Annotated in this window: 20 protein-coding genes and 1 pseudogene; 11 read left to right on the top strand and 10 right to left on the bottom strand. The window is 72.4% G+C overall.

Annotation, left to right across the window (positions count from 1 at the left end):
- Window positions 1–29 precede the first annotated feature (29 nt).
- The 3 genes from ACIOC1_RS26610 to ACIOC1_RS26620 all read left to right on the top strand — a co-directional run bounded on the left by ACIOC1_RS26610 (window position 30) and on the right by ACIOC1_RS26620 (window position 3022).
- Window positions 30–758 carry an SDR family NAD(P)-dependent oxidoreductase gene (locus ACIOC1_RS26610; RefSeq protein WP_391124676.1) on the top strand — a complete coding sequence of 243 codons (729 nt, stop codon included), beginning with the start codon at window positions 30–32 and terminating at the stop codon, window positions 756–758.
- The gene (locus ACIOC1_RS26615) at window positions 755–1933 is read left to right on the top strand and encodes an S-adenosylmethionine:tRNA ribosyltransferase-isomerase (protein ID WP_401856576.1); all 1179 of its coding nucleotides are present in this window, start codon (window positions 755–757) and stop codon (window positions 1931–1933) included. The genes ACIOC1_RS26610 and ACIOC1_RS26615 overlap by 4 nt, the downstream gene beginning before the upstream one ends.
- A gap of 252 nt (window positions 1934–2185) precedes the next feature.
- Complete coding sequence (locus tag ACIOC1_RS26620) at window positions 2186–3022, top strand: lytic transglycosylase (protein WP_401856577.1); 837 nt, start codon at window positions 2186–2188, stop codon at window positions 3020–3022.
- A 99-nt stretch (window positions 3023–3121) separates the two neighbouring features.
- Here the strand turns inward: ACIOC1_RS26620 and ACIOC1_RS26625 are convergent, their stop codons facing one another.
- A complete protein-coding gene (locus ACIOC1_RS26625) occupies window positions 3122–5821 on the bottom strand; it encodes an FHA domain-containing protein (RefSeq protein ID WP_401856578.1) in 2700 nt (899 codons plus the stop codon).
- A gap of 199 nt (window positions 5822–6020) precedes the next feature.
- On the opposite strand from ACIOC1_RS26625, the gene ACIOC1_RS26630 reads away from it, so the two are divergent.
- Together ACIOC1_RS26630 and serB are read left to right on the top strand one after the other, a co-directional pair.
- The gene (locus tag ACIOC1_RS26630) at window positions 6021–7871 is read left to right on the top strand and encodes a streptophobe family protein (RefSeq protein ID WP_401856579.1); all 1851 of its coding nucleotides are present in this window, start codon (window positions 6021–6023) and stop codon (window positions 7869–7871) included.
- A gap of 383 nt (window positions 7872–8254) precedes the next feature.
- Window positions 8255–9499, top strand: a complete 1245-nt coding sequence (serB, locus tag ACIOC1_RS26635; protein ID WP_355333662.1) for a phosphoserine phosphatase SerB — start codon at window positions 8255–8257, stop codon at window positions 9497–9499.
- 117 nt (window positions 9500–9616) lie between these two features.
- Here serB and ACIOC1_RS26640 read toward each other — a convergent pair whose 3' ends face one another.
- The 4 genes from ACIOC1_RS26640 to ACIOC1_RS26655 form a co-directional block, all read right to left on the bottom strand.
- Complete coding sequence (locus ACIOC1_RS26640; RefSeq protein ID WP_355333665.1) at window positions 9617–10132, bottom strand: histidine phosphatase family protein; 516 nt, start codon at window positions 10130–10132, stop codon at window positions 9617–9619.
- A gap of 137 nt (window positions 10133–10269) precedes the next feature.
- Window positions 10270–10599: a hypothetical protein gene (locus ACIOC1_RS26645; RefSeq protein ID WP_401856580.1), complete on the bottom strand. Its 330-nt coding sequence runs from the start codon at window positions 10597–10599 to the stop codon at window positions 10270–10272.
- A 191-nt stretch (window positions 10600–10790) separates the two neighbouring features.
- The gene (locus ACIOC1_RS26650; protein WP_262928365.1) at window positions 10791–10913 is read right to left on the bottom strand and encodes an SGM_5486 family transporter-associated protein; all 123 of its coding nucleotides are present in this window, start codon (window positions 10911–10913) and stop codon (window positions 10791–10793) included.
- A 42-nt stretch (window positions 10914–10955) separates the two neighbouring features.
- A complete protein-coding gene (locus ACIOC1_RS26655; protein ID WP_401856581.1) occupies window positions 10956–12404 on the bottom strand; it encodes a CynX/NimT family MFS transporter in 1449 nt (482 codons plus the stop codon).
- A gap of 22 nt (window positions 12405–12426) precedes the next feature.
- Here ACIOC1_RS26655 and ACIOC1_RS26660 point away from each other — a divergent pair, with 22 nt between their 5' ends.
- The gene (locus ACIOC1_RS26660; protein ID WP_391044216.1) at window positions 12427–13110 is read left to right on the top strand and encodes an FCD domain-containing protein; all 684 of its coding nucleotides are present in this window, start codon (window positions 12427–12429) and stop codon (window positions 13108–13110) included.
- A gap of 99 nt (window positions 13111–13209) precedes the next feature.
- Here the strand turns inward: ACIOC1_RS26660 and fabI are convergent, their stop codons facing one another.
- The 3 genes from fabI to ACIOC1_RS26675 all read right to left on the bottom strand — a co-directional run bounded on the left by fabI (window position 13210) and on the right by ACIOC1_RS26675 (window position 15758).
- Window positions 13210–14001: an enoyl-ACP reductase FabI gene (gene fabI, locus ACIOC1_RS26665; protein ID WP_355333673.1), complete on the bottom strand. Its 792-nt coding sequence runs from the start codon at window positions 13999–14001 to the stop codon at window positions 13210–13212.
- Between the two features lie 4 nt (window positions 14002–14005).
- A complete protein-coding gene (fabG, locus tag ACIOC1_RS26670) occupies window positions 14006–14725 on the bottom strand; it encodes a 3-oxoacyl-[acyl-carrier-protein] reductase (RefSeq protein WP_188281889.1) in 720 nt (239 codons plus the stop codon).
- A 121-nt stretch (window positions 14726–14846) separates the two neighbouring features.
- Window positions 14847–15758 (bottom strand): lytic polysaccharide monooxygenase, encoded by a 912-nt coding sequence (locus tag ACIOC1_RS26675; protein WP_355333676.1) that lies wholly within the window; start codon window positions 15756–15758, stop codon window positions 14847–14849.
- Window positions 15759–15992: 234 nt separating this feature from the next.
- On the opposite strand from ACIOC1_RS26675, the gene ACIOC1_RS26680 reads away from it, so the two are divergent.
- From ACIOC1_RS26680 to ACIOC1_RS26690, 3 genes and pseudogenes are all read left to right on the top strand, one after another.
- Window positions 15993–17522, top strand: a complete 1530-nt coding sequence (locus ACIOC1_RS26680; RefSeq protein ID WP_355333678.1) for a TldD/PmbA family protein — start codon at window positions 15993–15995, stop codon at window positions 17520–17522.
- Window positions 17519–18913 carry a metallopeptidase TldD-related protein gene (locus tag ACIOC1_RS26685; protein ID WP_355333681.1) on the top strand — a complete coding sequence of 465 codons (1395 nt, stop codon included), beginning with the start codon at window positions 17519–17521 and terminating at the stop codon, window positions 18911–18913. The genes ACIOC1_RS26680 and ACIOC1_RS26685 overlap by 4 nt, the downstream gene beginning before the upstream one ends.
- Window positions 18914–18963: 50 nt before the next feature.
- Window positions 18964–19199: pseudogene (locus ACIOC1_RS26690) on the top strand (RNA 2'-phosphotransferase).
- A gap of 20 nt (window positions 19200–19219) precedes the next feature.
- Here ACIOC1_RS26690 and ACIOC1_RS26695 read toward each other — a convergent pair.
- Window positions 19220–19504, bottom strand: a complete 285-nt coding sequence (locus ACIOC1_RS26695; protein ID WP_355333683.1) for a GlsB/YeaQ/YmgE family stress response membrane protein — start codon at window positions 19502–19504, stop codon at window positions 19220–19222.
- Window positions 19505–19743: 239 nt separating this feature from the next.
- Here ACIOC1_RS26695 and ACIOC1_RS26700 point away from each other — a divergent pair, with 239 nt between their 5' ends.
- Window positions 19744–20124: a DUF3099 domain-containing protein gene (locus ACIOC1_RS26700; RefSeq protein WP_355333686.1), complete on the top strand. Its 381-nt coding sequence runs from the start codon at window positions 19744–19746 to the stop codon at window positions 20122–20124.
- Between the two features lie 146 nt (window positions 20125–20270).
- Window positions 20271–20516, top strand: a complete 246-nt coding sequence (locus ACIOC1_RS26705) for a hypothetical protein (protein ID WP_391044209.1) — start codon at window positions 20271–20273, stop codon at window positions 20514–20516.
- Window positions 20517–20607: 91 nt separating this feature from the next.
- Here ACIOC1_RS26705 and moaA read toward each other — a convergent pair whose 3' ends face one another.
- Window positions 20608–21597 carry a GTP 3',8-cyclase MoaA gene (moaA, locus tag ACIOC1_RS26710; RefSeq protein ID WP_355333688.1) on the bottom strand — a complete coding sequence of 330 codons (990 nt, stop codon included), beginning with the start codon at window positions 21595–21597 and terminating at the stop codon, window positions 20608–20610.
- Between the last annotated feature and the right edge of the window lie 287 nt (window positions 21598–21884).

Consider the following 21884-nt stretch of genomic DNA (forward strand, 5'->3'; position numbering starts at 1 on the left):
GGCCGGGCCCCGGTGCGGAGGGCTGGATCATGCCGGTAGCGATCATCACGGGAGCGTCGCGCGGACTGGGGCGGGCGCTGGCCGCCGAGCTGGCGGGGCGCGGCTGGGACCTCGTACTGGACGGGCGGAACGCGGACGCGCTGCGGTCGGCCGCGGCGGACCTGGAACGGTACGGCCCGGATCACGCCGGGGGCGCGGCGGTACGGCCACGGGTGCGGGCGGTGCCGGGCGACGTGACGGCGGCGGGGCACCGGGCGGAGCTGGTGGCGGCGGCGCGCGAGCTGGGCGGGGTGGATCTGCTGGTGAACAACGCGAGCGCACTGGGCGCTGAGCCGCTGGTGCCGCTGGCCGAGCTGCCGGTGGCGGGGCTGCGGGAGGCGCTGGAGACGAATGTGACGGCGCCGTTCGCGCTGGTGCGGGAGGCGCTGCCGCTGCTGCGGGCGGCGGGCGGCGCGGTGCTGAACGTCAGCTCGGACGCGGCGGTGGAGGCGTATCCGACCTGGGGCGGGTACGGGGCGAGCAAGGCGGCGCTCGACCATTTGTCGGCGGTGCTGGCCGAGGAGGAGCCGGGGCTGCGGGTGTGGTGGGTGGACCCGGGCGATCTGCGGACCGGGCTGTACGCGGCGGCCGTGCCCGACGACGCGGACTTCGCCGCCCGGCCGCTGCCGGAGTCGGTGGTCCCCGCCTTCCTGCGGCTGCTCGACGAGGCCGCGCCCAGCGGGCGCTACACCGCCCCGGTGCTGCTGGAGGCGCGATGAGTGCGGTACGGGAGGGCGCGCAGGCGGCGCGGCCCGCGAAGGACTCCGGGCGGGGGGCCGCGAAGGACCCCTATATAAAGAGGACAGGAGCGGGCAATAAGGACATCGGGCGGGGCAGGGGCCCGGCCGGGGCCCCGCGGGCCGGGCTGGCGGGGCTGCGCGTCCCGGACTCGCTGCTCGCGACGGCCCCGGCCGCCCGCCGGGACACGGTACGGCTGCTGGTCGGCGAGCAGCGCACCGGCGCGGTCACCCACCACGGCTTCCGCGACCTGCCGAAGCTGCTGCGGGCCGGTGACGTCCTGGTGGTGAACACCTCGCGGACGCTGCCCGCGGCTGTGGACGGGCGGCTCGACGGACAGCCGGTGGTGGTGCACTGGTCCACCCGCCGGGACGACGGCCGCTGGGTGGTGGAGGTCCGCGACCCGGACGGGCACGGCTCGACGGTCCGCAGGGCCGGCGGTCCCGCGGGCGCGGCGGTCGAGTTGCGCGCCGGGGCCCGGCTGGTGCTGGAGGAGCCGCTCGACCCGGCCGGGGACCGGCTGTGGGTGGCCGCGCCCTCGCTGCCGGACCCGGTCGCGTACATGCGGCGGTACGGGCGGCCGATCCGGTACGGCTACACCGACCGGGACCAGCCGCTGGCGGCGTACCAGACGGTGTTCTCCGCCCGGTCGACGGACAGCCTCGGCTCCGCGGAGATGCCGAGCGCCGGGCGGCCCTTCACCACGGCGCTGGTGACGGAGCTGGTCTGCCGGGGCGTGCAGGTCGCGCCGATCACGCTGCACACCGGGGTGGCGTCGGTCGAGGCGCACGAGCCGCCGTACGCCGAGCCGTACACCGTGTCGGCGGCGACGGCCTGGCAGGTGAACGCGGCGCGCGCGGCGGGCGGCCGGGTGGTGGCGGTGGGGACGACGGCGGTACGGGCGCTGGAGTCGGTGGCGGACGAGCGCGGTGTGGTGCGGCCGGGCGGCGGCTGGACGGAGCTGGTGGTCACCCCGGAGCGCGGGGTGCGCGCGGTGGACGGGCTGCTGACCGGACTGCACGAGCCGGAGGCCACGCACCTGTTGATGCTGCGGGCGCTGTCGGGCGACCGGCTGCTGGAGCGGGTCTACGCCGAGGCGCTGCGCGGCGGTTACCTCTGGCACGAATTCGGCGACGTCAATCTCCTGCTGCCATAAACGTCACATAAAGCACCCCCTCCGTCACCTTGGGCGACGGAGGGGGCGACGGCGTGTGAGGTGACCTATAGGACGTACGTCACATACTAAGTCGCCTAGTGGAAAGGGCGCCTCACGCCACTGTCCGGGGGAATGCCGATTCCGATTTGTCCCTCGACCGTCTACGAAAGGAGTTCGTAGGAAGGCTCGTTGACCTCCGTTTTCCGACCCTCTAAGAATTCTCGGGTCCGCAAACGGAAGAGGTTAATTCCTATGCAGCTCCCCACGATCCCGAAGATCGGCCGGCTTACCAAGACCCACAAGATCACGGCGGCCGGCGCCGTCGCCGCGACCGCTGTCGTCCTGGCCGTCACCGGTCTCCAGGGGACCGGCGGGACTGCCTCCGCCGCGGTCGGTGACCCCACCGGCTTCCAGGTCTCCACCGGCGACCAGGTCAAGAGCATCGAAGCGCAGGCCGGCATCGCCTCGGAGCGCGCGATCACCGAGGCCGCGGCGAAGAAGAAGGCCGCGGACGAGGCGGCCAAGAAGAAGGCGGCCGACGAGGCCGCCGCGAAGAAGAAGGCCGCGGCCGACGCCGCGGCGCGGAAGAAGGCGGCAGCGGACGCCGCCGCGGCGCGGAAGAAGGCGGCAGCGGACGCCGCCGCCAAGAAGGCCGCGGCCGACGCCGCCGCGCAGCGCGCCAAGGACACGGCCGCCGCGAACCGCTCCACGACGCGTACCGCCGTGCAGGCCGCCCCGCAGGCCAGCACCGCCGCCACGACCACGTACACCAACGACCTGGACGGCTGGATCAAGCAGTCGCTGGCGATCATGGCCCAGAAGGGCATCCCCGGCAGCTACGACGGCATCTACCGCAACATCATGCGCGAGTCGAGCGGCAACCCGCAGGCGATCAACCTGTACGACTCCAACGCCGCCGCCGGCATTCCGTCCAAGGGCCTGCTCCAGGTCATCGACCCGACCTTCCAGGCGTACCACGTCGACGGAACCTCGTGGGACATCTACGACCCGGTCGCGAACATCACCGCCGCCTGCAACTACGCCGCGGCGAACTACGGCTCCATGGACAACGTGAACTCCGCGTACTGATCCGCGCGTTCGGCTCCCACAGCCGCAGCGCGAAAGGGCGGCGGGACCTTTCGGTCCCGCCGCCCTTTCGGCGTATTCGGATTCGCTACTTCCGTTTCACTACTTCCGCATGACTTCCGGCTCGTGGCGGCGCAGCAGCCGCGAGACCACGATGCCGCACACGACGCCGAGCAGCACCAGGACGACCATGTCGATCGTCCACTGGCTCGCGGTGTGCTTCCACAGCGCGTCGGGGTTGCCCGGGTCCCACGGCATGATCACGTTGAGATTCGCCGTCGTGCCGAGCGCGGCCACCGCCCACCTGGCGGGCATCAGCCAGGCGAACTGCTCGATGCCGGGCGAGTCGTAGAGCTGGAAGAGCACGCCGGTGAACACCACCTGGACGATGGCGAACATGACCAGCAGCGGCATCGTCTTCTCCGCGGTCTTCACCAGCGAGGAGATGATCAGGCCGAACATCATCGAGGTGAAGCCGAGGCCGATGATGGCCAGGGTCATCTCGACCGCGGGCTGGCTCTTCATGATGACGCCCTCGGTGGGCATCGCGCGCGGCGCGAACCCGATGCCGCAGATGACGGCGCCCTGCACCGCGGTGATCAGGCCGAGCACGATGACCTTGGACATCAGATACGCCGAACGCGACAGGCCGGTGGCCCGTTCCCGTTCGTAGATGACCCGTTCCTTGATCAACTCGCGGACGGAGTTGGCGGCGCCGGAGAAGCAGGCGCCCACCGCGAGGATCAGCAGGATCGTGCCCGCGTCCTTGTTGACGCCGTGCGCCTTGACCGGTCCGGGGCCCAGGCCGCTGGCCGCCGGGATGACGATGCTGACCACACCGAGCACCGCGGGCAGGATGAACATCAGGGCGATGAAGCCGCGGTCGGAGGCGATCACCGACATGTAGCGGCGGATCAGGGTGACGAGCTGCGGCAGCCACGCCTGCGGCTTGGGCGGCCTGGCCACCTGGTGCGGGATGACCGGCGCCTGCTGCGGGGCCGCCTGGTCCAGGTCCGCGGCGTACATCTGGTAGTGCTGCGAGCCGTGCCAGCGGCCCGACCAGTCGTAGTCGCGGTAGTTCTCGAAGGCGGAGAAGACATCGGCCCAGGTTTCGTAGCCGAAGAAGTTCAGCGCCTCGTCCGGCGGGCCGAAGTAGGCGACCGAGCCGCCGGGGGCCATCACCAGCAGCTTGTCGCAGAGCGCCAGTTCGGCGACGGAGTGGGTGACGACCAGTACCGTACGGCCGTCGTCGGCCAGGCCGCGCAGCAGCTTCATGACGTCGCGGTCCATGCCCGGATCGAGGCCGGAGGTCGGCTCGTCCAGGAATATCAGCGAGGGTTTGGTGAGCAGTTCGAGGGCGACCGAGACGCGCTTGCGCTGGCCGCCGGAGAGCGAGGTGATGCGCTTGTCGGCGTGGATGTCGAGCTTCAGCTCGCGCAGTACCTCGTTGATCCGCGCCTCGCGCTCCGCGGACGCGGTGTCACCGGGGAAGCGGAGCTTGGCCGCGTACCGCAGTGCCGTCCTGACCTGGAGTTCCTTGTGCAGGATGTCGTCCTGCGGGACCAGGCCGATGCGCTGCCGCAGCTCGGCGAACTGCTTGTACAGATTGCGGTTGTCGTACAGCACCTCGCCCTGGTCGGCGGGGCGGTAGCCGGTGAGCGCGCGCAGCAGCGTGGACTTGCCGGAGCCGGACGGGCCGATCACGCCGATCAGCGACTTCTCCGGTACGCCGAAGGAGACGTCCTTGAGGATCTGCTTGGTCACCTTGCCGTGCGGCACGGTGACGGTCAGGCGGCGGGCGGAGAAGGAGACCTCGCCGGTGTCGACGAACTCCTCGAGGCGGTCGCCGACCAGCCGGAAGGTGGAGTGGCCGACGCCGACGATGTCGTTGGGGCCGAGCAGATGGCGCTGGATCGGCTGGCCGTTGACGTACGTGCCGTTGTGGCTGCCGAGGTCGACGATCTCGTAGCGGCCGTCGGGGTGCGCGCGGAACTCCGCGTGGTACCGGGAGACCTGGAGGTCGGAGACGACCAGTTCGTTCTCCAGCGCGCGGCCGATCTTCATGACCCGGCCGAGGGCGAGCTGGTGGAAGGTGGTGGGGCTGCGGACGCCCTGCGGGTGTCCGCCCGCGGGCTGCTGGGGCTGCGCGCGCGGGGCGGGCGGCTGCTGGACCGGCGGCTGACCCCAGCCGCCCTGGCCGCCCTGGCCCTGCTGGGGAGGCTGCGGCTGCCGCGCGTACTGCTGCGGCGGCACCTGCGCGGGCGGCTGTCCCCAACCGCCGGGCTGCTGCTGACGCGGCGGGGCGGCGGGCGCCTGCGCGTGCATCTGCGCCTGCGGCTGGGCCTGGGCGGGCGGCTGGACGTGCTGCGGGGCCGGGGCCTGCGGGGCCCCGGCCTGTCCGACGGGTGCCGCGGGGGCCGCGGCCCGCGCCTGCGGGTAGCGCTGCTGCGGCGTCGCGTGCGCGGTCTCCGCGCTGTACACATCGGCGCCGGCCTGCGCGCCCGCGGTGAAGTTCAGCCGGGGTCCGTCCGTGGCGTTGCCGAGGTGGACGGCCGAACCGGCCCCCACCTCGGTCTGCTGGACCCGCTGCCCCTGTACATAGGTGCCGTTGGTGCTGCCGAGGTCCTCGATCACCCAACCGCGTTCCGCACGGCGGATGGTGGCGTGCCGCCACGACACCCTGGCGTCGTCGAGTACCAGATCCCCCGACGGATCGCGCCCCAGGCTGTACGAGCGGGACGCGTCCAGCGTCCAGGTCCGTCCGTTCAATTCGAGTACGAGTTCAGGCACCCCAAGCCCCATGTGTTGTCCCCCGAGTAGTCCCCCATGGGGGGAGTCTAGAGATAGCGAAGTTCGGGAGGAACTATTGCAGGCTCCTGTCTCGTAACAGAAAACAAGCCCGATGTACGTGTTCCGCAACGGACGTTGACGCGGCACCCGTCCGCGCCCGAGAGTGGGGCGCATTGGGTGCATGGGGGGACGAACGGCCTCGGGGGTCGGGATGAGTGCACGGACCACGCCCTGGACGAGCGTCATGCTCGCCGCTGTGGCGTCGGTGAGTTGGGCGTTCCTGGCGATGGCGGGCACCGCCGCTCTCGCCTTACATCTATTGGGCGCGGACACCGCCGGATCACTGGGGCCGATGACGGCAGCCGTGGTCGCGATGGCGGTGGGCGGCAAGGTGCGGCCGGGCGGTGACGTCGGCGCGTTCGGACTGAGCGGATCGCAGACCCAGGGCGCGATCGGTATCGCGCCGCTGGGTGTGGCACTGGTCGGCGCGCTGCTGCTGTCGTGGGTGTTCCTGCGCTCGCTGCGCAGGGCCGGTCCGACGGTCGGTGTCGGCGAACTGGCGGCGCGGGTCGTGACGACCGCCGTGCTGTTCCTGGCGGTCCTCGGCGGTCTCGCCTGGGCGGGGCAGGACACGGTGGCCATCGACGGCGCCGCGCTCGGCCCGTCCAAGGGCACCACGGACGACCTGCTGAGCAAGCTGCCCGGCGTGGGCAAGATCAGCGGCGGCCTCACCGACGGGTTGCAGGGGCTGATCCAGACCAAGGCATCGATCACCTTCCAGGTCGCCACCGGGCGGACCCTGGCGGGCGGCCTGGTGTGGGTGCTCGGCGTGCTGCTGATCGCGCTGCTCGCCTCGCGCAGGACACCGCTGCCGGCCGGATGGGAGGGCGTGCACCGCGCGGTGCGGCCCGCCGTGTCCGCGCTGACCGTCGTCATGGTGGTCGCGGTGCTCGCGGGTGACGCGGCGGCCTGTTACGCGGCGCTGACCGGCGACGAGCCGGGCCGGATCATGGGCGCGGCGCTGCTCGGCGCGCCCAACGGCGTATGGCTCGCGGTACCGCTCGGCCTGTTCGTGCCGTGGAAGGGGCAGGCGTCGGGGCCGCTGACGTCGTTCCTGCCCGATCCCGTCGACAAGCTGCTGGCGGGCGGTTCCGGCAAGACGATCACACCGGGCGCGCTGGCCGAACTCGACGGCCGGGTCTGGCTGCTGCCGGTCGCCATCGCGGTGATGATGCTGCTCGCGGGCGCGCTCACCGCCACCCGCACTCCGCTCGACGGCGCCGCCAAGGGCGGTTTCGTCGGACGGTGCGCGGTGCGGCTCGGCCTGGTCACGGCCGTGGCGCTGCCGCTGCTGTCGCATCTGAGCAAGGTGAAGGTCAACGCGAATCTGTCGGTCTTCGGCTTCGACGCCGTCGGCGCCGGGGTCGACCTGCACGGCAGCCTCCCGCTGGGACTGCTGCTCGGCGCCGTCTGGGGCGCGGGCATGGGCGCGGTGGGCGCGCTGCTCGCGCTGGCCACCGGGGCGGCGGGACAGCAGGTCGCGGCGCTGGCCCGGCCGGGCGGGGGCGCGCTTCCCGATACGGGGGACGGCGCCTACGACAGCGGCGGTCCGGCGCCGGGCACCGAGGAGGGCGTGCACGTGTCCGGCTCCGCCGGGGGCGACGACGCGGGCCGTACATATCCGGAGCTGGCCTATCGGGCGGGACCGTATCTGCCGAGCCCGGTCTACCGTCCGGAGGACGGTGAGGAGCCCAACCCGTACGCCGGGGGCGGCGGCGAGCCCAATCCCTACGCGGGGGGCGGTGCCGAGCCCAATCCTTACGCCGGGGGCGGCGAGCCCAATCCTTACGCCGGGCCGCGGCCCGGTGACGAGCCGAATCCGTACAAGGCCCCGCAGGCTGGCGGGGTGGACGCCGCGCCGACCATCGCGGGGCCGCCGCCGCCCGGTTTCCGTCGGCCGCGAGGCGGCTCCGGCGGGGCCGGGGCTTCGGGTCGGCCGGAGGAGAAGTGGCCGGAGCCGCCGCCTCCCCCGCCGCCTGCCGCGCCGCGCGGGCCCCGCTGAGCCGGCGTCCGCCGGGGGTGCGGGGATCTGCGGGGCCCCGCACGCCTCGGGCTCACGGCCCGAACGCGAACATCGTCTGCCCCATGAGGGCGGTGTTCACAGCTCGCCACCGCGAGCGCTGGTCGCGCAGTTCCCCGCGCCCCTGAAAAGCCTGGTCCCGCGCAGCCGCACCGCGCCGCCCCCCCGCTCCTGAAGGCGAGCCTCGCGCCCCCCGGAAAACCTGGGCCTGCGCAGCGGCACCGCGCCGCCTGAAAAGCCTGGTCCCGCGCAGCCGCACCGCGCCGCACCCCTGCTCCTGAAGGCGAGGCCCGCGGTCTTAGGGCGGTCCGCCAACCGAGACGGCCGATCATCGGGCCGGGCGGGGCGGCTACGGTGGGAGCACCATGAACGACGTCTCGCAGACCGCGCCTGTCGCCGCCGTTCCGCCGGCGGACGCGCCCACCATTCTGGTCAAGATCTTCGGCAAGGACCGTCCCGGCATCACCGCGGGGCTCTTCGACACGCTCGCCGCCTTCCGGGTGGACGTGGTGGACATCGAGCAGGTCGTCACGCGGGGCCGGATAGTGCTGTGCGCCCTGGTGACGGCGCCCTCCCCCGGCCTCGAAGGCGAGCTGCGCTCCACCGTGCACAGTTGGGCCGAGTCCATCGGCATGGAGGCGGAGATCATCTCCGGCACCGGCGACAACAGGCCGCGCGGCGAGGGCCGTTCGCATGTCACCGTGCTCGGCCGCCCGCTGACCGCCGAGTCGACCGCGGCCACCGCCGCCCTGATCACCAACGCGGGCGGCAACATCGACCGCATCTTCCGGCTGGCCAAGTACCCGGTGACGGCGGTGGAGTTCGCCGTCTCCGGCGCCGAGCCCGGCGTGCTGCGCTCGGTGCTCTCGGTCGAGGCGGCGGCGCTCGGCATCGACGTGGCCGTGGTCCCCGCCGGTCTCCAGCGCAGGGCGCAGCGGCTGGTCGTGATGGACGTGGACTCCACCGTCATCCAGGACGAGGTGATCGAGCTCTTCGCCGCGCACGCGGGCTGCGAGGCCGAGGTCGCCGCGGTGACGGCCGCCGCGATGCGCGGCGAGCTGGACTTCGAACAGTCGCTGCACGCCCGGGTGGCGCTGCTGGCCGGTCTCGACGCGTCCGTGGTCGACAAGGTCCGCTCCGAGGTGCGGCTCACGCCCGGCGCGCGCACCCTGATCCGTACGCTCAAGCGGCTCGGCTACCAGGTCGGCGTGGTCTCCGGCGGCTTCACCCAGGTCACCGACGACCTGAAGGTGCGGCTCGGCCTGGACTTCGCGGCGGCCAACACCCTCGAAGTGGTGGACGGCCGCTTCACCGGCAAGGTCGTCGGCCCGATCGTGGACCGGGCGGGCAAGGCGCGCCTGCTGCGCAGCTTCGCCGAGCAGGCCGGGGTGCCGCTCAGCCAGACCGTCGCGATCGGCGACGGCGCGAACGACCTGGACATGCTGAACGCGGCCGGGCTCGGCGTCGCCTTCAACGCCAAGCCCGTCGTACGCCAGGCGGCCGACACCGCCGTGACCGTACCTTTCCTCGACACCGTGCTGTATCTGCTGGGCATCACCCGCGAGGAGATCGAGGCCGCCGACGCGCTGGACGGCGTACCGACGCTCTGACCGCGACAATTCCCGCGCCGGGCCGGGCGCCGATACGTATCCGTACGCACGCGCACCGGTTCGCGCCGTCTCGTAGCGGCTACGGCGCTCGTACCGGCCGCGCGGGCCTCGTACCGGTCAGTCGTGCGGCGCCCAGAAGGCGGTCAGGCGGCCGACGCCGTGTTCGACGGACTTCCAGGAGCCCGAGAAGGTGACGACGGCGAAGGCGGCGGTGGGGAAGCCGCGGGTCATCCGGGCCGCGGTGTCGCCTTCGGCGGTGCCCGCGAGCGCGTCGGCGAGGGCGTGCATGCCGGGGTTGTGGCCGATCAGCAGCAGCGAGCCGACCTCGTCCGAGGTCTCGGTGAGCAGCGCGAGCAGATCGCCGAGCGAGGCTTCGTAGAGCCGCTCCTCGTAGACGGTCTTGGGGCGGTGCGGCATTTCGTGGGCGGCGAGCTTCCAGGTCTCGCGGGTGCGGACCGAGGTGGAGCACAGCGCCACGTCGGGGGTGATGCCGTCGTCGGCGAAACGGAGGCCCGCCGCAGCGGCGTCCAGCCGGCCGCGGTCGGCCAGTGGCCGCTCGTGGTCGGCGACCGACGGCCAGTCGGCCTTGGCGTGGCGGAGAAGGACGATCGTGCGGGTCGAATCGACGGTCATGTCCTTCAGCTTTCCAGAAAACCCGCTGTCAGGCGCGGGATGGCGCATCTCCACCGCCGCGGGGGCCGCCGGGGGCGCAGGTCAGAGGCCGTACGGGGGGCGGCGGGGCGGGAACGGCGGAAGGTCAGGGGTGAGGCTCACAGCAAGCGCTGGACGAGGTCCGGCAGCGAGGAGGCGATGTGGCCGAGCAGGTCGCCGGAGGAGGCCGCGGTCGAGGCGTCCGCGGTGCCGCCGCTGAGGAGGGCGAGCAGCGCGGCGAAGGCGAGCGCGGGCAGGGCGACGGCCCACCACGGCAGGCTCGTCTGCACGTTCCCGGACGACGCGTTCCCGGACGACGCGTTCGCGGACGACGCGTTTCCGCGTCCGGGCTTCTCGGCCCCGGCGGACCCCGCGGCCGTGGCGGACTCGACGGTGGGCCGGGACTGCCGGGACTGCCGGGAGTAGAGGTGCGGGGACTGCGTGGTCACGGTGACCGCCTCCGTGGAAAACCGTCGAAGTGCCGTTGTCTGCTTGCACTTCGACGCTACGGGCGGGCGCCGTGCGGTCCCATCCGGCCGTCCACCCACTTGACCCTGACCCTGGCCCCCTAGGGAAGGTGGGGTTGTCCCCACCTTCGGACTCGGGGTCGTGGCCCGAACGGGCCGGTGGGCGGGGGCGGTCAGCCCATCCGGGCGGCGAAGGTGGCGACGATGGCGACCAGCGCGGGCACGCCGAGCATGAGGCCGAAGACGATCAGCAGGCGCCGCTGGCTCTGCGGGGGATTCGGTTCGAGTACGGGCATGCGTTCAGTCTCGCACCGGGCCGCCGTGCCGCCGCACCGGGGTCACAGTTCGTCCTCGATGTGTCGCCGCCGCCCCGCGAGCACCCCGCAGACGATCTGCGGCACCATCAGCGCGATCATGAAGGCGATCGGCAGCCCCCAGCCGCCGCTGGCCTGGTTGAGGGTGCCGACGAGGATCGGTCCGGGGATCGAGATCAGATAGCCGGTGCTCTGCGCGAAGGCGGACAGCCGGACGACTCCCGCGCCGGTCCGCGACCGCATCCCGATCATCGTCAGGGCCAGCGGGAAGGCGCAGTTGGCGATGCCGAGCAGCAGCGCCCACACCCACGGCGCGGCGGCCGGGGCGGCCCACAGGCCCGCGTAACCGACCAGTCCGAAGGCGCCGAGCAGGACGACCAGCGGGCCCTGCGCCCGCATCCGGGCGGCGAGCGGCGGCAGCACGAAGGACAGCGGCACGCCCATCACCATGGTGACCGCGAGCAGCAGCCCCGCCTTGCCCGCGGACAGTCCGGCGTCCCGGAAGATCTGCGGCATCCAGCCCATGGTGATGTACGCGGCGGTGGCCTGGAGTCCGAAGAAGCAGGCGAGCGCCCAGGCGGTACGGCTGCCGGTGATACGGCCGTGGCCGCCGTCCGCGGCGCGCGCCGCGTCACTCTTCCGGGCCGCGTCGGTGTTGACGGCCGCGGCGTCCTTCCGGGCGCCGGTGGCGGGCGGCGCACCCGTACGGTCGCGGACCAGCGCGAGCCAGGGCACCACGGCGACGGCGGCCAGCGCGGCCCACACGCCGAGGCCGAGCCGCCAGCCGTGGCCCATGGCGTGGGTCATGGGGACGGTGACGGCGGCGGCGAGGGCGGTGCCGAGGGAGAGGGCCATGGAGTACAGGCCGGTCATCGCGCCGACCCGGTCGGGGAAGTAGCGCTTGACGATCACCGGCATCAGCACGTTGGAGACGGCGATGCCGCCGAGGGCGAGGGCGCTGAGGGCCAGGAAGACCGCGGTGTTCCCGGCCAGCGGGCGCAGCGCGAGCCCGGCGGTGATGGCGGCCATGCCGACGCAGATCACGGCGCCGGGGCCGTGGCGGCGGGCCAGTCTCGGCGCGGCGAAGCCGAAGAGCGCGAAGCACGCGGAGGGCACGGAGGTGAGCAGGCCCGCCATGGTGCCGCTCATGCCGAGGCCGTCGCGGACCTCCTTGAGCAGGGCGCCGAGGCTGGTGATGCCGGGGCGGAGGTTGAGCGCGGCCAGGACGAGACCGGCGACGACGAGGCGGCGCAGCCAGGGGTTCCCGGCGAGACCGGCGGCGGGTGCGAGCGCGGGTGCGGTGCCGGTACGGTCCCGGGCCGGGGCGGCGGTCGGGCCGGTGGCCGGGACCAGGCCGGAGCCCGTGTCCGGTACGGGTTCCGCGGCCGTCACGGGGGCCGTCGTTCGTGCCGTCGGCGGGGCCGTCTGCGGCGTCCGGGCGGGGTCGAGGGCGAGGGATTCGTCGTCACGCATTTCCCCATCATAGAATGATGGGATGAATCTCGGTCCAGTGCCCAGGCACACCACGCTCGCCGACCGTACGATCGGCAGCCTCCGCGCCCAGATCACCTCGGGCGCCTGGCCCGTCGGCTCCCGTATCCCCACCGAACCGGAGCTGGTGGAGCAACTGGGGGTGGCGCGCAACACCGTCCGCGAGGCGGTGCGGGCGCTCGCCCACAACGGTCTGCTCGACATCCGGCAGGGCTCCGGCACCTATGTGGTGGCCACCAGCGAACTGGCCGGGGTGATGCGGGCGCGCTTCGCCGACTCCGACCCCCTGCACGTGGCCGAGCTGCGCGGCTCGCTGGAGGGGACGGCCGCGGGTCTGGCGGCGCAGCGCCGTACCGACGCCGACCTGGCGCAGCTCGACGCGGCGCTCGACCGGCGCGAACGGGCCTGGGAGTCGGGCGACGCGGAGTCCTTCGTCGAGGCCGACGCGACCATGCACCTGGCGGTGGTGGCCGCCTCGCACAATGACGTGCTCACCGCGCTCTACGCCGACCTCGGCGAGGTGCTGCGGGACTTCCTGCGGGCCGACGTCGGCACCGACCTGCGGCCCGAGGACCATCTCGACCACGCGCGGCTGGTCGACGCGATCCGCGCGGCCGACCCGGAGCGCGCCGCGGCCGAGGCCCGTGACCACGCCTTCCACTGCCGCTTCGGCACGACGCTGGCCTGACCCGCCTGGCCTTCGTGAGCTGCCTGACCTGGCGGGGCCGTACACGGCGGAGCCCCCGCACCGGTCGGTACGGGGGCCCTGCCACAGTCCTCGGGGTGGTCAGCCGCCGACGGCGTGCAGGCCGCCGTCCACGTGGATGATCTCGCCGGTCGTCTTCGGGAACCAGTCGGAGAGCAGCGCCACGACACCGCGCCCGGCGGGCTCGGGGTCGGCGGTGTTCCACTCCAGCGGGGAGAGGTGGTTCCAGGTGTCCGACAGCTCGCCGAAGCTCGGGATGGACTTGGCGGCCATCGAGCCGATCGGCCCGGCCGAGACCAGATTGCAGCGCACATTGCGCGGGCCGAGGTCACGGGCGAGGTAGCGGGAGGTGGCCTCGAGTGCCGCCTTGGCCGGGCCCATCCAGTCGTAACCGGTCCAGGTGTACTGCGCGTCGAAGGTGAGGCCGACGACCGAGCCGCCGCCCGCGCCGGTGGCGCTGTCGTACGCGGGCATGAGCGGCATGCACGCCATGGTGAGCGACTTCAGCGAGAACGCGGAGACGTGCATGGCCGTCGCGACGGACTCGAACGACGTGTTGAGGAAGTTGCCGCCCATGGCGTCCTGGGGGGCGAACCCGATGGAGTGCACGACACCGTCGAGGCCGCCCAGCTCCTCGCGGACCACCTTCTCAAGACGCTCCAGGTGCTCGGTGTTGGTCACGTCCAGCTCGATGACCTTGACCGGCTTGGGCAGCTTCTTGGCGACGCGCTCGGTGAGGGTGGGCCGGGGGAAGGCGGTCAGGATGATCTCGGCACCCTGCTCCTGGGCCAGCTTGGCGGCGTGGAAGGCGATGGAGGACTCCATCAGCACACCCGTGATGAGGATGCGCTTACCGTCGAGGATTCCGCTCATGTTCTCAGTGACCCATGCCCAATCCGCCGTCAACGGGGATGACGGCTCCAGTGATGTACGAGGCGTCGTCCGAGGTGAGGAACCGCACCGTCGCGGCGATCTCCTCGGGCTTCGCGTAGCGGCCGAGGGGCACCTGCGCCACGATGCCCTCGCGCTGCTCGTCGGTGAGCGCCTGGGTCATGTCGGTGTCGACGAAACCGGGCGCCACGACGTTGAAGGTGATGTTGCGCGAGCCCAGTTCACGGGCGAGCGAGCGGGCGAATCCGACCAGCCCCGCCTTGGAGGCCGCGTAGTTGGCCTGTCCCGCGGAGCCCAGCAGCCCGACCACGGAGGAGATCAGGACGACGCGGCCCTTCTTGGCCCGCAGCATGCCGCGGTTCGCGCGCTTCACGACCCGGAAGGTTCCGGTGAGGTTGGTGTCGAGGACGGACGTGAAGTCCTCCTCCGACATCCGCATGAGGAGCTGGTCCTTGGTGATGCCGGCGTTGGCGACCAGCACCTCCACGTTCCCGTGCTTCTCCTCGATCTCCTTGTAAGCCTGTTCCACCTGCTCGGGGTCGGTGATGTCGCAGCGGACGGCCAGGCAGCCGAGCGCCACCAGTTCGGCGGGCGGCTCACCCGAGCGGTAGGTGATGGCGACCTTGTCGCCCGCGTCGGCGAAGGCACGCGCGATGGCGAGGCCGATGCCCCGGTTGCCTCCGGTGACGAGAACCGAGCGGCTCAACGGATCACTCCCTCAGTCGTGAGTTTCTCCGTGAAAAGCTATCGGTCCTCGCACCGATCCGGGGAATCGGCCCCGACAGGCTGCTCCCGTGGTCCCTGTGGGTTTCCTACAGAACCATGGGTCAGCCGTTCGCGCGGGCGGCGGCCCTGCGGCGGCTCCAGAGCAGCAGTCCCACGGCGCCCGACGCCAGAACGGCGCTGCCGGACAGGGCGGTCTCCAGGGTGCCGGTGGCCGCGCGGTTGTCGGTCACGTCGCTGGTCGCGAGCTTCGCCGTGGTGGATGTCACGGCGACGTCGCCGCCGTGACCGTGGTGGCTGACGGTGGACTTGGACGCGCCGGCCGCGATCTGCCGGTCGGTCGGCGCCTGGGGCGCGGCGACCGCCGCCGCTTGTACCCCCTGGCCGAAGACGACATCGGAGCAGCCGTAGAAGGCCTCGGGGCTGTCACTGCGCTGCCACACCTGGTAGATGAGCTGCCTGCCGGTGCGGCTGGGCAGGGTGGCGTTGAAGGTGTAGTAGCCGTTCGTCGCGGAGGCGACGGTGTTGTAGACGGCGATCGGGGTGGCGTCCAGGTCGGACCACTTGAGCGGCTTGGTCGGGTCGTATCCGGCCTTGGTGATGTAGAGCGTCATCGTGCCCTTGTGCGGCGCGGTGACACGGAAGTTGACGGTGGTGGTGCCCGCCGAGACCGCGGTGGCGGGCCAGTCGGTGCGGGCCCAGTCCAGCGCCCGGTACTTGTCGCGGTTGGCCGAGCAGAGGTGGCCGTCGGGGATGATCGTGCGGCTCTGGCCGTTGGCGTTGGCGATGTTCACCTCGTTCCAGTCGTACAGCGGCTGGGTGCCGCTGTCGGCGACCAGGTCCTTGCAGACCTGCGACTGGGGGTGTTCGGGGCCTTCGGCGAAGCAGCCGGAGATCCGGCTGACCGGTGCGCTGAGCGCGCCGTGGGCGCTGGCGGTCACCGGCGTGAGCGCGGCGATCGTCAAGGCGGCGGCGCCGACCGCGCCGACCGCGGCGGCATTACGGCGTACTGACATGTGGGGGGCTCCTCGTCGTGCGGAGTGTGGTGCAGCGGACAGGAGTGAGGGCGGCGTCATGAGCATAGAGATTGGTCTGGACCAACCTCAAGGTCTCGGCACGGATTGGCATCTGACGATTCGCCGGCCGCCCGCCCCGGCACACGCCGCGTCCTGCGGAAAAGCACGCGCTGGCGGTCGGCGGGACATGATTCACTGCGGATACCTGTCGAACGGTCGAAGGGGAAGTTCGTCGTGCCTCATGAGGTCGATCAGTCATTCCTGGCGCTGCCCCTGCGGGCACTCGCCGACGCCGCACTGGCCCGCGCCCGCGCGCTGGGCGCGGACCACGCCGATTTCCGGCTGGAGCGGGTGCGCGGCGCGACCTGGCGGCTGCGCGACGCGCGCCCGTCGGGCACCTCCGACACCACCGATCTGGGGTACGCGGTACGGGTGGTGCACGGCGGCGCCTGGGGCTTCGCCTCCGGGGTCGACCTGACGATGGACGCGGCGGCCAAGGTCGCCTCGCAGGCGGTCGCGATGGCCAAGCTGTCCGCGAAGGTGATCGCCGCGGCGGGGTCGCGGGAGCGGGTGGAGCTGGCCGACGAGCCGGTGCACGCGGACCGGGTGTGGGTGTCGGCGTACGACATCAACCCGTTCGACGTGCCGGACGCGGAGAAGACGGCGCTGCTCGCGGAGTGGAGCGCCCGGCTGCTGGCGGCCGACGGGGTCGACCACGCGGACGCCTCGCTGATGACCGTGCAGGAGAACAAGTTCTACGCGGACACCGCGGGCACCACGACCACGCAGCAGCGCGTCCGCCTCCATTCGCAGCTCACCGCTGTCGCCGTCGACGGCGACAGCGGCGACTTCGACTCGATGCGCACGCTCGCGCCGCCGGTCGGCCGCGGCTGGGAGTATCTGACCGGCGCGGACCACGGCTGGGACTGGGACGCGGAGCTGGCCCGTATCCCGGAGCTGCTGGCCGAGAAGATGCGCGCGCCCTCGGTCGAGGCGGGCGCGTACGACCTGGTGGTCGACCCGTCCAACCTGTGGCTGACGATCCACGAATCGATCGGCCACGCCACGGAGTTGGACCGCGCGCTGGGGTACGAGGCGGCGTACGCGGGCACCTCCTTCGCCACCTTCGACCAGCTCGGCACGCTCAAGTACGGCTCGCCGCTGATGAATGTGACCGGTGACCGTACGGCGGAGCACGGCCTGGCCACCGTCGGCTTCGACGACGAGGGCGTGGCGGGACAGTCCTGGGACCTGATCAAGGACGGCACGCTCGTCGGCTACCAGCTCGACCGGCGGATCGCGAAGCTCACCGGCTTCGAGCGGTCCAACGGCTGCGCGTACGCCGACTCCCCCGGCCATGTCCCGGTGCAGCGGATGGCGAACGTCTCGCTGCGGCCCGCGCCCGACGGTCCTTCGACCGAGGAGCTGATCGGCGGCGTCGAACGCGGCATCTACGTGGTCGGCGACCGCTCGTGGTCCATCGACATGCAGCGCTACAACTTCCAGTTCACCGGGCAGCGGTTCTTCCGGATCGAGAACGGGCGGCTCGCGGGCCAGCTCAAGGACGTCGCCTACCAGGCCACCACCACCGACTTCTGGGGCTCGATGGACGCCGTCGGCGGCCCGCAGACGTATGTGCTCGGCGGTGCCTTCAACTGCGGCAAGGCCCAGCCGGGCCAGGTCGCGGCCGTCAGCCACGGCTGCCCGGCCGCCCTCTTCCGGGGCGTCAGCATTCTCAACACCACCCAGGAGGCCGGACGATGAGCAGCGTGACGACCAAGCCGCACGAGATCGTCGAACGGGCGCTTGAGCTGTCGAACGCGGACGGCTGCGTGGTGATCGCCCAGGAGGAGTCCAGCGCGAATCTGCGCTGGGCGGCCAACTCCCTGACCACCAACGGCGTCACGCGCGGCCGTACCCTCACCGTGATCGCCACCGTGGACGGCGCCGAGGGCACCGCGTCCGGTGTGGTGTCCCGCTCGGCCGTGACCGCCGACGAGCTGGAGCCGCTGGTACGGGCGGCCGAGGCGGCGGCCCGCGAGGCCGGTCCCGCCGAGGACGCGCAGCCGCTGGTGACGGGTGTGCCGCACTCGGCGGCCTTCACCGACGGGCCCGCCGAGACCAACTCCGACGTCTTCGCGTCCTTCGCGCCCGCGCTCGGCGAGGCGTTCGCGACGGCGCGGGCGGGCGGCCGTGAACTGTACGGCTTCGCCTTCCACTCGGTGACGTCGACGTATCTGGGCACCTCGGCCGGGCTGCGGCTGCGGCACGACCAGCCGACCGGCACCCTTGAGGTGAACGCGAAGTCCCCCGACCGCAGGCGCTCGGCGTGGGCGGGCGCGGCCACCCGCGACTTCACCGACGTGGACCCGCTGGCGATGGACGCCGACCTGGCCCGCCGGCTGGTCTGGGCCGAGCGCCGGATCGACCTGCCCGCGGGCCGGTACGAGACGCTGCTGCCGCCGTCGGCCGTCGCGGACCTGATGATCTACCAGTTCTGGTCGGCCGCGGCCCGGGACGCCGCCGAGGGCCGTACGGTCTTCAGCAAGCCCGGCGGCGGGACCCGGGTCGGCGAGAAGCTGTCGCCGCTGCCGCTGACCCTGCGCAGCGACCCGGCGGAACCCGGCCTGGAGGCGGCGCCGTTCGTGATCGCGCACTCCTCGGGCGACGACACCTCGGTGTTCGACAACGGGCTGCCGGTGGAGCCGGTGAACTGGATCCACGAGGGCTCGCTCGCCCGGCTCACCACCACCCGGCACAGCGCCGGGCTGACCGGCCTGCCGGTCGCGCCCGCCGCCGACAACCTGGTGCTGGACGGCGGCGGCGAGCGGTCGCTGGACGAGATGGTCGCGGCCACCGAGCGCGGCCTGCTGCTGACCTGCCTGTGGTACATCCGCGAGGTCGACCCGGCCACGCTGCTGCTGACCGGCCTCACCCGCGACGGCGTCTACCTGGTGGAGAACGGCGAGGTGACCGGCGAGGTGAACAACTTCCGTTTCAACGAGTCCCCGGTGGACCTGCTCGGCCGCGCCGCCGAGGCGGGCCGCACCGAGCGGACGCTGCCGCGCGAGTGGAGCGACTACTTCACCAGGGCCGCCGCCCCGGCCCTGCGGATTCCGGACTTCAACATGAGTTCGGTCAGCCAGGGGGTCTGACGCCCGTGCCCGACGAGAAGAAGACGGTCAGGATCTCCAGGTTCCTGTCGATGGTGCTGCGGCACCGGCCCGACAGCGTCGGCCTCACTCTCGACGAGGCCGGATGGGTGGACGGGACGTGGAGACGGCCGTGCGCGTGGGATCACGGCACGGCCGTCCTGTGGTGCTCGCGCTGGACGCCAGGGGGCTGGCCGCCGAGGGCCATGTCTTCCGGATCAGCGCCAACGGCGTGTGGCTGACCGACCGGGTGCCGCCGCGGTGGCTGCGGCGGCACCCCACGGGCTGAGCGTCACCGCGGTGCGGGCGTCACCGCGGTGCGGCGGTCTTGCGCGTGCCCTTGAACATCGACCACAGGGCGTCGCCGATCGCCACGACGACGACGGCGCCGATGAGTTGCAGCACGTGCCGGGTCCAGTCGATGCCCTTGGTGTCGTTGACGCCGATCCAGGTCGACACGGCGTTGCCGAGAATGCTGCCGCCCATACCGCAGATCACGGTGAGCCACAGCGGCAGGGACTGCTTGCCGGGGAGGATCGCTTTGGCGATCAGACCCAGCACCAGACCGACGATGATCGCCCACAACCAACCCATGTCACTCGCCTCCTCGCGTCCGGACGGCGTACGCCCGGAACTCGTCCGGCCAGTCTGTGCCCGCTCCGGCTACGCCGCATGTCGAGTGGGCCGTCCGCCGTACGGCCCGACAGCGGCGCCGCACGGATGGTGCCCCCGCTATCGAAGGCGGGCGGTACGCGGCGTACCGTGGTGAGGCCGGGCCGGGCGCCGACCCGTGCTCAGGAGAGTCCGGCGGAGCGAGCGGGTGGTGGAGCGCGATGCGGAAGCAGGGCGGGCCTGAGGTCTTCCAGATCACGGGAGCGCGTACCGGTCTGACCGAGGACGTGGCCGGACGGCAGCGCAGGTACATCATCTCGATGTCGATCCGTACTCTCTCGGTGATCCTCACCGTCGTGCTCTGGGACGTGGAGCGGGTACTGGCCTGGGGGATGCTCGTGGTCGGGCTGCTGCTGCCGTACGTGGCGGTGGTGTTCGCGAACGCGGGCCGGGAGAACGTGCCCTCGCTGCCGTCGTCGTTCGTCCTTCCGCAGGCCAGGCCGATGCTCGAAATGGGCGATCCGTCCGATCCTGAGGGCTACGGCGAGCCGGTGCCGGTACCCGTGCCGCCGAACCTCAAGAAAAGCTCAGATCAATCGTGAAGTTCCACTCCACGGACGGTTGAGCGCGTGACATACTTCGTACGCGCTCCGCATCCCCCGTCGGAGCGACGGACCGACGCCGGGCGGCTCCCCCCGTGGCTGCCCGGCGTCGCCATGTCCAGCGGCGGTTCTGTTTACTGGGCGTCGTGAGCGATGCCGGGAACACTGTGAACGAGAACGAGAAGCCGATCTGCTCGGCCAAGGACTGCCGTACCCCCGCCGTGTGGGTGCTGGCCTGGAACAACCCCAAGATCCACACGCCGGAGCGGCGCAAGACGTGGCTGGCGTGCGACGAGCACCGCGAGCACCTGTCGCAGTTCCTGGGGATGCGCGGGTTCCTGAAGGACGTCGTGCCGCTGGCGGAGTGGGAGCGGGGAGAGCGGGAGCGGTAGCGGCGCGACGGGGCTCCGGGGGCGGCGGTTCTCCGAGGAGCCTCAGCGTGCGGCTGCGGCGGTTCTCCGAGCGGCCTCAGGGTGCGGCGGTTCAGCCGCCGATGGCCGACATGGGGCGGTCGGGCTGGAGGAAGGCCGGGTCGTCGAGGCCCGAGCCGGCCTTCTTGCCCCACATCGCCGCCCGCCACAGCTCCGCCATCCGCTCGTCGTCGGCGCCGGAGCGCAGCGGGCCGCGCAGGTCGGACTCCTCGCGGGCGAACAGGCAGTTGCGGACCTGGCCGTCGGCGGTGAGCCGGGTGCGGTCGCAGGCGCGGCAGAACGGCCGGGTGACCGAGCCGATGACGCCGACCGTGGCCGGGCCGCCGTCGACCAGCCAGCGCTCGGCGGGCGCGGAGCCGCGGACCGTCTCGCCCTCGGGGGTCAGGGTGAAGCGGGTCCGCAGGCGGTCGAGTATCTCGTCGGCGGTGACCATGTCGGTGCGCTGCCAGCCGTGCTGCGCGTCCAGCGGCATCTGCTCGATGAACCGCAGCTCGTATCCCCGCTCGACGGCCCAGGCCAGCAGGTCGGGCGCCTCGTCGTCGTTGACACCGCGCATCAGCACCGTGTTGATCTTCACCGGGGTCAGGCCCGCGTCGGCCGCCGCCGCCATGCCCGCGACGACGTCGTGGTGCCGGTCGCGGCGGGTGAGGGTGTGGAAGACCTCGGGGCGCAGGGTGTCGAGGGAGACATTGACCCGGTCGAGACCCGCGGCGCGCAGCGCGTCGGCGGTGCGGCGCAGGCCGATGCCGTTGGTGGTCAGCGACAGCCGGGGGCGCGGCTCCAGGGCGGCGCAGCGCTCGACGATGCCGACCAGGCCGGGCCGCAGCAGCGGCTCGCCGCCGGTGAAGCGGACGTCGGTGACGCCCAGCTCGTGGACCGCGATCCCGACCATCCGGACGATCTCGTCGTCCGTGAGCAGGTCGGGCTTGGCCAGCCACTGGAGGCCCTCTTCCGGCATGCAGTAGGTGCAGCGCAGATTGCAGCGGTCGGTGAGGGAGACGCGCAGGTCGGTCGCCACTCGGCCGTAGGTGTCGATCAGCACGGGCTCCGCCTCCCTCCTGGACGCTCGCGCGCCGTCGCTCCTGCGGCGGGCGCTCGGCGCGCCGCCGTTCCTCCACCCTATGACGTCGCACGGACAACCCGGCGGGGCCGCCGGGCGGGTGGGGGCCTGTCGGTGCAGCGTACGCGACGGGCGCCAAATTACAACAGTTTGTTGAAACGGCTGCTCGGCGTCCCGTCCCGTTGGCTCGGCGTCCGGTCCCGTCGGCTCGCCGCCCGGCCCGGCGTCCGCCCGCCCGGCCGGGCCGCCCGCGTCCTGCGACCAGGTCA

This window comes from Streptomyces sp. NPDC088197, from assembly GCF_044741185.1.
In the GTDB taxonomy this organism is placed as follows: Bacteria; Actinomycetota; Actinomycetes; order Streptomycetales; family Streptomycetaceae; genus Actinacidiphila.